At 69.8% G+C, this 11,633-nt stretch carries 10 protein-coding genes; 6 read left to right on the top strand and 4 right to left on the bottom strand.

Annotated elements, in window-relative coordinates; translation table 11 throughout:
* Positions 1-196: 196 nt before the first annotated feature.
* From ACFV0Q_RS29760 to ACFV0Q_RS29750, 3 genes are all read right to left on the bottom strand, one after another.
* Positions 197-736, bottom strand: coding sequence for a hypothetical protein (locus ACFV0Q_RS29760; protein WP_385009457.1), 540 nt, complete (start codon positions 734-736; stop codon positions 197-199).
* A 137-nt stretch (positions 737-873) separates the two neighbouring features.
* Entirely contained in the window at positions 874-1,995 is a 1,122-nt protein-coding gene (locus tag ACFV0Q_RS29755) for a serine hydrolase domain-containing protein (RefSeq protein WP_385009459.1), read from the bottom strand.
* Between the two features lie 365 nt (positions 1,996-2,360).
* Entirely contained in the window at positions 2,361-3,032 is a 672-nt protein-coding gene (locus ACFV0Q_RS29750) for a DUF4097 family beta strand repeat-containing protein (protein WP_385009456.1), read from the bottom strand.
* A 392-nt stretch (positions 3,033-3,424) separates the two neighbouring features.
* Here ACFV0Q_RS29750 and ACFV0Q_RS29745 point away from each other — a divergent pair, with 392 nt between their 5' ends.
* A complete protein-coding gene (locus ACFV0Q_RS29745) occupies positions 3,425-5,671 on the top strand; it encodes an MMPL family transporter (RefSeq protein ID WP_385009455.1) in 2,247 nt (748 codons plus the stop codon).
* A gap of 80 nt (positions 5,672-5,751) precedes the next feature.
* On the opposite strand, the gene ACFV0Q_RS29740 is transcribed toward ACFV0Q_RS29745, so the two are convergent.
* Entirely contained in the window at positions 5,752-6,486 is a 735-nt protein-coding gene (locus ACFV0Q_RS29740) for a helix-turn-helix domain-containing protein (protein WP_385009454.1), read from the bottom strand.
* A gap of 222 nt (positions 6,487-6,708) precedes the next feature.
* On the opposite strand from ACFV0Q_RS29740, the gene ACFV0Q_RS29735 reads away from it, so the two are divergent.
* The 5 genes from ACFV0Q_RS29735 to ACFV0Q_RS29715 all read left to right on the top strand — a co-directional run bounded on the left by ACFV0Q_RS29735 (position 6,709) and on the right by ACFV0Q_RS29715 (position 11,503).
* Positions 6,709-7,377 (top strand): DUF4097 family beta strand repeat-containing protein, encoded by a 669-nt coding sequence (locus ACFV0Q_RS29735; protein WP_385009453.1) that lies wholly within the window; start codon positions 6,709-6,711, stop codon positions 7,375-7,377.
* Between the two features lie 13 nt (positions 7,378-7,390).
* Entirely contained in the window at positions 7,391-8,356 is a 966-nt protein-coding gene (locus ACFV0Q_RS29730; protein ID WP_385009452.1) for an ATP-binding cassette domain-containing protein, read from the top strand.
* Complete coding sequence (locus tag ACFV0Q_RS29725; protein ID WP_385009451.1) at positions 8,353-9,144, top strand: ABC transporter permease; 792 nt, start codon at positions 8,353-8,355, stop codon at positions 9,142-9,144. Before ACFV0Q_RS29730 ends, ACFV0Q_RS29725 begins: the two co-directional genes overlap by 4 nt.
* A 244-nt stretch (positions 9,145-9,388) precedes the next feature.
* Positions 9,389-10,708, top strand: coding sequence for a PLP-dependent aminotransferase family protein (locus ACFV0Q_RS29720; RefSeq protein WP_385009458.1), 1,320 nt, complete (start codon positions 9,389-9,391; stop codon positions 10,706-10,708).
* A 33-nt stretch (positions 10,709-10,741) separates the two neighbouring features.
* On the top strand, positions 10,742-11,503 hold the full coding sequence (locus ACFV0Q_RS29715; protein ID WP_385009450.1) for a thioesterase II family protein: 762 nt from the start codon (positions 10,742-10,744) through the stop codon (positions 11,501-11,503).
* Positions 11,504-11,633: the final 130 nt, after the last annotated feature.

Raw genomic sequence — 11,633 nt, 5'->3', positions numbered from 1 at the left:
ATTCAGTGAGCCACTCAGCCACAAACACGCTCAACCAACCTGCACAACACCAGGTCAGGAGCATGACGACTACTCAGTTTCACTGAGCGCCGACAAACGTGGAAGCAGTGAGGGGAGTATCAGTCGATCACGCTGCCCGCCTCCGCGGTCACGTTCCCTTGGCCTGCAGCGGTTGCTTGTCTGCGGCGTGACGGGATCAGGTGCGTTCGTAGGCGACCTTTGCCAGTTGGATGGCCTGGGCGCGGGTTTCTTCGTCCACGATGCGGACGCTGATGCGGTACTCGTGGTTGCCGCCTTCGAGGCGGTAGGCGGTGGGGGCGAGGGTGCCGAGCAGTTCGTCGTCCGTGTCGTAGGGGAGCCGTAGGTTGATCACGCCGTTGTGTGCGTACACGTAGGCGAACGCGCCCTTCGGTGAGCCCTGGCGGCGCACCCTCAGGTACTCCCCGTAGTCCAGCGCCGAGCCCTCGGCCCGCTGGCGCTTGATGCCGTGGACCTTTACGTCGGGCCAGGCGGTGGCCTCGGTGAGGAACTCGAGGAAGTGATCGGCCGCCGGGTTGCCTCGGAGGAGGGCGCGCACTGCCTCCTGGCCTTCATGGGCGACACCCGGGATCGCGGGCGAGGTCCCCGTCACGACGCCCTCGGACGGCCTGATCCCTTGGGTGATCAGTTGCTGGACGACCTGGGACGCATCGAACTCCTCAGCCGTTCCCTCGAACTGAAATACAGTCAGTTTCATGCCGACTTCCCCCTCCGTGGATTGACTACGGATAGGGTAGCTGAAGTTTTGCTAGCTACAGGGTAGTTGCTGTAGTTCTGGAGAAATGGGCTTGGATGGACGAAGCCGGGTCGGCGGATGCCGGCCCGGCCTGCGGGTCAGGTGGTGGGCTCGGTGGTGCAGAAGACCTCCTTGACGAGTCGCTGGGTCGCCTGCTGGAAGGCCGCGGCCAGGGACATCGTGGCGTCGTCCACGTAGTTGAGGGAGGCGGTCAGGGTCTTGCTGCCGTCGGGGGTGCTGTACATGAGTGCCGCGTGGCCCGTGATGCCGCCGTTGTGGGTGATGATGGTGCCGCCGTTCGGGCCGGCGTCCTGTACGAACACGCCCAGGCCGTAGCCGGCCTTGGGGTGCGGCGTGCACATCTCGGTCAGCAGCGGGGCCGGCAGGAGCTTGCCGGTCACCAGTGCGGAGATGAACGTGTGCAGGTCCTGGGTGGTGGAGATCATGTCGCCGCCGCTGGAGATCCAGGAGGGGTTCTGGCGGGTGACGTCGACGGTCTTCTGCCGGCCGGCTTCCTCGTAGCGGTAGTAGGCGTGGGCGTGCGGTTCGGGGATCTCCTGCTCGGTGGTCGGGACGAGTGTGTGTGACAGGCCGAGCGGGCCGAGGACCAGGCGCTGCATCTCCTCGGCGAGGGAGTGGCCGGTGACCTTTTCGACCAGCAGCCTGGCCAGTACGTAGTTGGTGTTGGAGTAGCTCCAGTCCGTCCCCGGCTCGAAGCGCGGCGCCTTGGACAGGGCCAGTGTGACGAGGTCCTGCGGCAGGTAGGTCTTGAAGCGGCTGTCCACCCATTCCTGGCCCTGCCAGGGGATACCCGGCACGACCGTGCCGTCTTCGTAGTACTCGCCGGTGAAGTTGAAGATCCCGCTGGTGTGCTGCAGGAGCATCCGCACCGTGATGCGCGGGTCCAGTCCGAACTCGGGCAGGTAGTCGTCCGCCGGGGTGTCCAGCCCGATCCTGCCCTCGGCGACGAGTCGCAGCACCACGGTCGCGGTGAAGGTCTTGGTGTTGCTGCCGATCCGGACCCGGCCGTCGGCCGGCGGCTCGGCGGTCTCGCCCAGCTTGGCCACCCCGGCGCTGCCGAGCCACTCGCCCCGCTCGTCGTGCACGCGCAGGTGCACCCCGGTGAAGCCGGAATCGACCATCTCCTGGATGGCCTGCCGCAGCTCCGGGCGGTCCTGCCCGGCAGGGGCGTCGAGGGCTGCGGTGATCTTGCGGGCCATCTCGGTCATGGCGGGGCCGGGCTCTTCCTGGTGGGCTTCGATGGCGGCGTTGACGGTGCCGCGGAAGGTGGCGGCCTCCGCCGGAGCCTTCTTCTCGAGCAGGCTCATGGCCGCCGTCAGGGCCGGCAGCACGCGGTCGGCGATTTCGGCTAAGGACTCGCCGATCGGATGCGTGCCGTTGGGCTGCTCGGCGAGTACCTGTCCGACCAGGCCGGGCGCGGAGGGCAGGGTGAGGGGGGCGGCGGCCCCGTGGGGCGAGTCGGCGGCGCCGGCGGCGGCCAGCAGTGAGACGGCGCCGTGCGCGGCGGTCCGCAGGGTGTGCTTGTCCTGGTCGGTAAGGGTGACGGACATGGCGGGGTGCTCCTTCAGATGCTGCGGGCGGTGATGTCGCCGTAGGAGGTGGTCGCGTGGATGTTCAAGGCGGCGTCGGCGCCGTCGGCGTTCTTGAGCGTGTTGCTGATGCGGCCGTAGCCGGTGCCGGCGTCCAGGGAGGCGGAGACCCCGCGGGCGGCGCCGATCGACAGGTCGCCGGCCTCGGTGCGCAGCGTGACCCTGCCGCGCATGGCTTCGGCGATCTCGATGTCGCCCTTCTGGGTGCTGATTTCGGCGGGGCCGCCCAGACGGCCGACCGAGATGTCGCCGGCGAGGGTGGTGAGGTGGGCGCTTTCGGTCTCGTCGAGCTTGATCGAGCCGTGCGCGCTCTCGAAGACGACGTCGCCGAGCCGTCCGACGCCGCGGAACTCGGCGCTGGCCGCCTTCGCCTCGACGCGGGAGTCGGCGGGCAGCTGGACGGTCACCTCGACGGATCCGGAAGGGCCGAAGAACTGGTTCTTCGCCGCCGGGGCCTCGATCCGCAGGACGCCGTCGCCGTAGGCGACCTTCATCTGGTCCGCGGCCTTGATGTCGCGGCTCTTGGAGGGGTTGGCGGGCAGGACCTCGACCGTGGTGCTGGTCCGGTCGGCGGCGATGAAGCGGATGCGTCCCGCGGGGACGTCCAGGACGACCGAGACCGGGGCGGGGGTGTCGAACTTCTGCATCGTGCTCTCCTGCCACTCGTTGTTTCCGATGACCAAAACGCTACGTTGCATTTGCTGGTGTGGCAACATCGGCGTTGCGTGTGAGTGGCATTTGTGCAGGTAAGAGGGCTGGAATCGTTGCAATGATTTCTTGTTTAACGCAACAAGCCGTTGCAATAGACTGAGAGTGAACGCTATGGCGTCCATCGGTCGATCAGGATGCGATCACCGCTCTAGCGCCTCGCGTCAGGCTTTCGGCGTGCCGGTTTTCCGGTCCGGCGCATGCGGCCCGGTTGAGTGGTGCCTGGTTCTGTCGTGCCTCAGGAAGGGTTTTGAGGGTGGCGCAGAAGCGTCGCGTTCACAGATCTCCCCGGGTCTTGGTGCCATTTGATCCTGACGGGAGTCCCCCCACCATGGCAACGTTCCTCCACAAACTGGGCCGTTTCGCGTTCCGAAGGCGTGGCTTGACAGCACTGTTGTGGCTACTGGTCCTCGTGGGCGCCGTGGTTGCGGCCTCCTCGGCCCCCGCACCCCCGGCCGACACCTTCTCGATGCCGGGTACCGAGTCTCAGAAGGCCTTCGACCTGCTCAAGGAGAAGTTCCCGGCCGCGAGCGCCGACGGAGCCAGCGCCCGGGTGGTCATCCGCGCGCCCGAGGGCCAGGCCATCTCCGGTCCCGAGCGCAAGCCGGCGGTCTCCGGGCTCGTCTCCGAGCTGACGAAGGCCCCGGGGGTCGTCGCGGTCACCGACCCGTATCTGCCCGGAGCCGTCAGCAAGGACTCCACCACCGCGTACGCGGTCGTGACGTACAAGGTCGCCGCCACGCAGCTGACCGACGAGGAGCACAACGCGCTGACGGAGGCGTTCGACAGGGCCCGCGGCACGGGCCTGACCGTCGAGGCCGGCGGTGACGCCATCAAGATCGACGTTGCGGTGGGCGGCGCCGAGGGCATCGGCGTCCTCGTCGCGGCCGTGGTCCTGCTGATCACCTTCGGCTCGATGATCGCCGCCGGCATGCCCCTGCTGACCGCCCTCATCGGCGTCGGTGTGGGCATCAGCGGCATCACCGCGCTCGGCAGCACCCTCGGCCTGTCCTCGAACACCTCGACCCTGGCCATGATGATCGGGCTCGCCGTCGGCATCGACTACGCCCTGTTCATCATCTCCCGCTACCGCACCGAGATCGCCGAGGGCCACAAGCGGCAGGAGGCCGCCGCACGCGCCGTCGGCACCGCCGGATCGGCGGTCGTCTTCGCGGGCCTCACCGTCATCATCGCGCTCGCCGGACTCGCCGTGGCGAACATCCCGATGCTCACCAAGATGGGCATGGCCGCCGCGGGGACCGTCGCCGTCGCCGTGCTCATCGCGATCACCTTCGTCCCCGCCCTGCTCGGCTTCGCGCCCGTCAAGGTGCTCCGCCGCATCGACCGCAAGGCGATCACCGGCAAGCCGCTCTCCGCGCGCCAGCAGCGCAAGGCCGCGAAGGAAGCCGCCCGGACGAAGCCCAACCTGGGTACGCGCTGGGCCCGTTACGTGCTGCGCCACCCGGTGGCCGTCCTGCTCGTCGGCGTGGTCGGACTGGGCGCGCTCGCCCTGCCCGCCGCCAGCCTGGAACTGGGGCTGCCCGGTGAGGGCACCATGGCCGCCGACACCACGCAGCGCAAGGCGTACGACATGCTGTCGGAGTCCTTCGGCCCCGGCTTCAACGGACCGCTGATGATCACCGTGAGCGCCAAGGACGCCGGGGCCGCGGCCGCCGGCGTCGGCAAGGCGCTGGCCGGGCTCGACGGGGTCGCGTCCGTCTCTCCGGCCGCGCCGAACGCGGCGAACGACACCGCGATCCTGAACCTCGTACCGGGCACCGGGCCCACCGACCACGCCACCGAGGAACTGGTCCGCTCCATCCGCCACAGCGTGGGCGGCATCGAGACCGCCACGGGCGCGGACGAGATCCTCGTGACCGGCCAGACCGCGATGTTCATCGACTTCTCCAAGACCCTCGACGACGCCCTGGTGCCGTACCTCGCGCTCGTGGTGGGCCTCGCCTTCCTCCTCCTGGTCCTCGTCTTCCGCTCGATCCTGGTCCCGCTCAAGGCGGCCCTCGGCTTCCTGCTGTCGGTCAGCGCGTCCCTCGGAGCCGTGGTCGCCGTCTTCCAGTGGGGCTGGCTCGCCGACGTCTTCGGCGTCAAGGAGGCCGGCCCCGTCATGAGCACGATGCCGATCTTCATGATCGGTGTCGTGTTCGGCCTCGCGATGGACTACGAGGTCTTCCTGGTCAGCCGGATGCGCGAGGCCTACGTCCACGGGGCGCAGCCCGGTGAGGCCGTCGTGACCGGCTTCCGCTACGGCGGACGGGTGGTCAGCGCGGCCGCGATCATCATGATCAGCGTGTTCTCCGGCTTCATCACCGAAACGAACGACCTGATCAAGATGATCGGCTTCGCCCTCGCCTCGGCCGTCCTCTTCGACGCCTTCGTCGTGCGCATGGCCATCGTCCCGGCCCTGTTCGCCCTGCTCGGCAAGTCGGCCTGGTGGCTGCCCAGGTGGCTCGACAGGCTGCTGCCGAACCTGGACGTCGAGGGCGAGAAGCTGAACCGCCGGACGGCCGCCGGCGGTGCTGCGGCCCCGCGCCCGCAGCGCGAGCGCGAACTGATCCGCTGAGCCGGGCCGGAGGGCCACCCGGTCCTTCCCGGCAGCCTCCGCGACGTGCGCCCCGGTACGAACCCTCCCGGGGCGCACGCTCAGGCAGTGCTGTCCGAGGGCGGCTTGGCCTTCGTGTAGAGGATGTCGCGGGCCTGCTCCGCGGCGCGGGCGATGCTTTCGCTGACGAAGTCGAGGAAACGGGCGATGTTCTCGAGGCGGTGGGCGGCCTGGGTGTCGGGACCGAGGATGGCGACGCCTTGACGTGTGGTTTCGACGAGTTGGGCGGTGGAGCGGGCGCTGGCCATCATCGACTGGTACCAGATGTCGTCGTCGACGACGTAGCGCTCGCGGCGGCGTTCGTCGCGTTCCCGGCGGACCAGGCCCTGGCTGTCGAGGAACGCGATCGCCTTGGAGATGGAGGCCGGGCTGACCTGGAGGCGCTGGACGAGTTCGGACGCGGTGAGGCTGCCGGAGTCGGTGAGCGTGAGGCAGGCCAGCACCCGGGACATCATCTTGGGCATGCCCGAGGCCATGAGGACGGTGGTGAACGTCTCCTCGTACTCGCGCACGGCCTCGGCGTCGCGTCCGTGGACCTGCTCGGGCGCCCGGCCGGCCCGGGGCGCGGTCTGCGTGCGCCGGTGGGCGCGGCGTTCGGTGGCGCGGTGGGCGAGGTCGGCGCGGTAGGAGGTGGGGCCGCCGTTGCGCATCACCTCACGCGTGATCGTCGAGGTCGGACGGTCGAGGCGTCTGGCGATCTCCGCGTAGGCGAGGCCGTCGGCCAGTCCCAGCCCGATCTGCTGACGTTCCTGCTGGGTGAGTCTGCCTCCCGGCATCGCGGTCTCCTTCGTGGTGCGTGGTGTATCCACTATAGCGTTCACTCTCAGTCTATTGCAACGAGCGGGGTGGGGAGTGTTGCATTAAATCCGAAACCATTGCAACGAAATCCCTGCCCCTACCTGCGGTTATGGCAATCACACGCAACGAGGTTGTTGCCAGACCTATGAATGCAACGTAGCGTTTTGGTCATCGGAAACAACGAGTCACAGGAGAACACGATGCAGAAGTTCGACACCGCCACCCCCGTCTCCCTCGTCCTGGACATCCCCGCCGGACGCATCCGCCTCATCGCCGCCGACGGGGCCGGCGCCTCGGTCGAGGTCCTGCCCGCGGACGCCTCGAAGAGCCGCGACGTGAAGGCCGCGGAACTGACCACGGTCGACTACCGCGACGGTGTCCTGCGCATCGAGACCTCGTCGGCGAAGAACCGGCTCGTCGGCACCACCGGATCCCTCGAGGTGACCGTCCAGCTGCCCGCCGGCTCCCGCGTCGAGGCGAAGGCGGCCAGCGCCGAGTTCCGCGGCACCGGACGGCTCGGCGACGTCACCTACGAGGGCGCCGAGGGTTCGGTCACGCTCGACGAGACCGCGGGCGCCCGCCTCACCCTCCTCGCCGGCGACATCTCGGTCGGCCGTCTGGGCGGCTCCGCCGAGATCAGCACCCAGAAGGGCGACATCGAGATCGCCGAGGCCACGGGCGGCAAGGTCACGCTGCGCACCGAGGCCGGCGACCTGTCGATCGGCGCCGCCCGCGGTGTCTCCGCCTCCCTGGACGCCGGCACCTCCTCCGGCCGCATCAACAACGCGCTCCAGAACAACGGCGGCGACGCCGCCTTGAACATCCACGCGACCACCGCCTTCGGCGACATCACCGCCCGCAGCCTCTAAAGGAGCACCCCTCATGACCAACCTGGCCATCGCGGCGAACGGGCTGCGCAAGTCCTACGGCGACAAGGTCGTGCTCGACGGCGTCGACCTGAACGTCCCCACCGGCACCGTCTTCGCACTGCTCGGCCCGAACGGCGCCGGCAAGACGACCGCCGTCAAGATCCTCTCCACGCTCATCACCGCCGACGCCGGCGAGATCCACGTCGGCGGCCAGGACCTCGCCGCCGACCCGCAGGCCGTCCGCAGGGTGATCGGCGTGACCGGGCAGTTCTCCGCGGTCGACGGGCTGATCACCGGCGAGGAGAACATGCTCCTGATGGCCGACCTGCACCACCTGTCCAAGAGCGAGGGGCGGCGGGTCGCCGCCGAACTCCTCGAGCGCTTCGACCTGGTGGAGGCCGCGAAGAAGCCCGCCTCCACCTACTCGGGCGGCATGAAGCGGCGCCTCGACATCGCCATGACGCTGGTCGGCAACCCGCGGATCATCTTCCTCGACGAACCGACCACCGGCCTCGACCCCCGCTCCCGCCACACCATGTGGCAGATCATCCGCGGCCTCGTCGCGGGGGGCGTCACCGTCTTCCTCACCACGCAGTACCTGGAGGAGGCCGACGAGCTCGCCGACCGGATCGCCGTGCTCAACGACGGCAGGATCGCCGCCGAGGGGACCGCCGACGAGCTGAAGCGGCTCATCCCCGGCGGCCACGTCCGGCTCCGCTTCACCGACCCGTCCGCGTACCGGTCCGCCGCCTCCGCCCTGCACGAGGCGAGCCGGGACGACGAGGCGCTGTCCCTGAAGATCCCCAGCGACGGCAGCCAGCGCGAACTGCGCTCCGTCCTCGACCGGCTGGACTCGGCCGGCATCGAGGCCGACGAGCTGACCGTGCACACCCCCGACCTCGACGACGTGTTCTTCGCCCTCACCGGCGACACCACCGTGCCCAGCCAGGCCAGCCAGCCCAAGGAGACCGTCCGATGAGCTCCCTCTCCCTCGCCGTGCGCGACTCGTCCACGATGCTGCGGCGCAACCTGCTGCACGCGCGGCGCTACCCGTCGCTCACCCTGAACCTGCTGCTCACGCCGATCATGCTGCTGCTGCTCTTCGTCTACATCTTCGGCGACACGATGAGCGCGGGCATCACCGGCGGCGCCCCCGACCGCTCCGCGTACATCGCCTACCTCGTCCCCGGCCTGCTCCTCATGACCATCGGCAGCACGGTGATCGGCACCGCGGTGTCCGTCTCCAACGACATGAGCGAAGGCATCATCGCCCGCTTCCGCACGATGGCGATCCACCGCCCGTCGGTCCTCGTCGGGCACGTCATCGGCAGCGTGCTGCAGTCGATCATGAGCGTGGTGCTCGTGGGCGCCGTCGCCGTGGCCATCGGCTTCCGCTCCACGGACGCGACCGTCCTGGAATGGCTGGCGGCGTTCGGACTGCTCGTCCTCTTCGCCCTGGCCCTCACCTGGATCGCGGTCGGCATGGGCCTCGTCAGCCCCACCGCCGAAGCCGCGAGCAACAACGCCATGCCGCTGATCCTCCTGCCGCTGCTCTCCAGCGCCTTCACCCCCACCGAGTCCATGCCCGGCTGGTTCCAGCCGATCGCCGAGTACCAGCCCTTCACCCCCGCGATCGAAACCCTCCGCGGGCTGCTGCTCGGCAGCGAGATCGGCAACAACGGGTGGCTCGCGGTCGCCTGGTGCCTGGGTCTCGCGGTGCTCGGCTACTTCTGGTCGGCGTCGAAGTTCAACAGCGACCCGAAGTAAAGGGCATGACAGCGCGGGTCACCCCCCGCACACCGTCTCGTCCCAGGGCGGCGCACTCCGACACCACGTCGGCGTACGCCGCCCCGTTCGTTTCCCGGCCGGCTACGAGGAGATCTTGAGCGGGTCCCAAGCGGCGGCGCTCAAGCTGGCGGGCAAGGACTGGACGATGTTCGAGCAGGTGCTGCACGGGCTGCGGTCCCACCACACAAGTGACCTTGTCCACCGAGCCCCGGGTGTCGCCTTCATGATCGAGAACATCCCCACCACGCCGCGGAGGGGCCGCAACAGCCCCGACCCGCACCTCGACCGGTACGCCGCGCGCACGGCGGGCATGACGGCCTCGGAGATCCGGGCGCTGTTCGCCGTCGCCAGCAGGCCGGAGGTGGTCTCGCTGGCCGGCGGCATGCCGAACCTGGCCGCGCTGCCGCTGGAGACGCTCTCGACGCAGGTCGCGCAGATCATCGCGGAGGACGGCCTGACGGCCCTGCAGTACGCGTCGGCGCACGGACTGCCGCTGCTGCGGGAGCAGATATGCGACGTGATGGCGCTGGAGGGCATCCGGGCGCACCCGGACGACGTCGTGGTGACGGTCGGTTCGCAGATGGGCCTCGACCTGGTGGCCCGGCTGTTCTGCGACCCGGGTGACGTGGTGGTGGCCGAGGGCCCCTCGTACGTCGGCGCGCTGGGCTCGTTCGCCGCGTACCAGGCGCAGGTCGTGCACGTGGAGATGGACGAGCACGGCCTGGTGCCGGAGGGGCTGCGGGCGGCACTGCGGCAGGCCCGGGACGCCGGGCAGCGCGTGAAACTGCTGTACACGATCCCGAACTTCCACAACCCGGCCGGTGTGACGCTGGCGGTCGAGCGGCGGGCGGAGATCCTGGAGATCTGCCGCACGTACGACGTGCTGGTGGTCGAGGACAACCCGTACGGCCTGCTCGGCTTCGACGGCCAGACCCATCCGGCGCTGCGCTCCCTGGACCCGGACAACGTGGTGTACCTGGGTTCGTTCTCCAAGACGTTCGCCTCCGGCCTGCGGGTCGGCTGGGTGCTGGCGCCGCGCGCGGTGCGGGAGAAGCTGGTGCTGGCCACGGAGTCGGCGACGCTGTGCCCGCCCACGCTGAACCAGATGATCGTGTCCCGCTACCTGGCCACGCAGGACTGGAAGGGCCAGATCGGCACGTTCCGGAACATCTACCGCGAGCGCCGCGACGCGATGCTGTCGGCGCTGGAGCGGTACCTGCCGCCGGGCTGTACGTGGACGAGGCCGGACGGCGGGTTCTACGTGTGGGTGACGGTGCCGGAGGGCGTGGACACGAAGGCGATGCTGCCGCGCGCGGTGGCCGCCCGGGTGGCGTACGCGTCGGGCACCGGCTTCTACACGGACGGGCTCGGCAGCCGCCAGATGCGGTTGTCGTACTGCTACCCGACGCCGGAGCGGATCCGCGAGGGCGTCCGCCGGCTGGCCGGGGTGCTGGAGTCCGAACTGGACCTCGCGCGCGCCTTCGGGGGCGTGGAATCCCTCCGGATACCGGGGCCGCAGACGCTGTCGCCGGCGACGGTCTGATCCGAGCGCCACCGACGAAAGGACACACCACCAGTGAGCAGCACCTGGTTCCGGCGCTTCACCACGGCCGCGGGGAACGGTCCGCGGCTCGTGTGCTTCCCGCACGCGGGGGGCTCCGCGACGGCGTACACGCACCTGGCGCGTACGCTGCCCGCGGACTTCGACGTGGTGTCCGTGCAGTACCCGGGGCGTCAGGACCGGTACCGCGAGGCACCGTTCACGGCCCTGGACCCGCTCATCGAGGCGGTGGCCGGGGAACTGGCCGAGGAGCTGGCCGCGGACCCCGGACGGCCGTACGCCCTGTTCGGCCACAGCATGGGCGCGCTCATCGCGTTCGAGACGGCCCGGCTGCTGGCCGGGCGCGGGCTGCCCGGCCCCCAGCGGCTGTTCCTCTCCGGCCGGGACGCGCCGGGCCCCCGGACCAGCGCCCACTACCAGGACTACGACGACGCCCAGGTGCTGGCCGAGGTGCGCAGGCTGGGCGGCACCGATCAGGCGATGCTCGACAACCCCGAGATCCTGGAGATGGTGCTGCCGGCGCTGCTGGCCGACTACCGGGCCCTCGGTACGTACAGCTGGCGCGGAGGAGAGCCGCTGACCGTTCCGGTGACCGCCCTGACCGGGGACAGCGACCCGATGGTGACGGTCCGGGAGGCCGGGGCGTGGCGGGAGCACACCAGCGGCGAGTTCGCCCTGAAGGTCTTCTCCGGAGGGCACTTCTACCTCAACGAACATCTGGGGCAGGTCGCCGCGGCCGTCACCGAGGGGCTGCTCGCCGGCACCGTCGCTTCGTGACCGTGCCGTCGCCGTAGTGCCCGGGGGGGCCCCGGCCCCCCCCCCCCCGGGGGGCGGGGCGGCGCGGAACGGGTTGAGGCCCCGCCCGGCCGCGTTGCCCACCCGCCCCCCCCCCGGGCGGAATAAAAAA

The sequence above is a fragment of the Streptomyces sp. NPDC059564 genome, from assembly GCF_042735575.1.
Classification (GTDB): Bacteria; Actinomycetota; Actinomycetes; order Streptomycetales; family Streptomycetaceae; genus Streptomyces.
Note: the sequence above shows the minus strand (reverse complement) of the source record. Positions and strands in the feature narration are given on the sequence as shown.

What these genes read in the sequence shown, in the direction of transcription:
- ACFV0Q_RS29755 (WP_385009459.1), bottom strand. Translation starts at nt 1,995, where the DNA reads ATGGCCCGCAAGATCACCGCAGCCCTCGACGCCCCTGCCGGGCAGGAC.
- ACFV0Q_RS29760 (WP_385009457.1), bottom strand. Translation starts at nt 736, where the DNA reads ATGAAACTGACTGTATTTCAGTTCGAGGGAACGGCTGAGGAGTTCGAT.
- ACFV0Q_RS29740 (WP_385009454.1), bottom strand. Translation starts at nt 6,486, where the DNA reads ATGCCGGGAGGCAGACTCACCCAGCAGGAACGTCAGCAGATCGGGCTG.
- ACFV0Q_RS29745 (WP_385009455.1), top strand. Translation starts at nt 3,425, where the DNA reads ATGGCAACGTTCCTCCACAAACTGGGCCGTTTCGCGTTCCGAAGGCGT.
- ACFV0Q_RS29730 (WP_385009452.1), top strand. Translation starts at nt 7,391, where the DNA reads ATGACCAACCTGGCCATCGCGGCGAACGGGCTGCGCAAGTCCTACGGC.
- ACFV0Q_RS29750 (WP_385009456.1), bottom strand. Translation starts at nt 3,032, where the DNA reads ATGCAGAAGTTCGACACCCCCGCCCCGGTCTCGGTCGTCCTGGACGTC.
- ACFV0Q_RS29720 (WP_385009458.1), top strand. Translation starts at nt 9,389, where the DNA reads ATGATCGAGAACATCCCCACCACGCCGCGGAGGGGCCGCAACAGCCCC.
- ACFV0Q_RS29735 (WP_385009453.1), top strand. Translation starts at nt 6,709, where the DNA reads ATGCAGAAGTTCGACACCGCCACCCCCGTCTCCCTCGTCCTGGACATC.
- ACFV0Q_RS29725 (WP_385009451.1), top strand. Translation starts at nt 8,353, where the DNA reads ATGAGCTCCCTCTCCCTCGCCGTGCGCGACTCGTCCACGATGCTGCGG.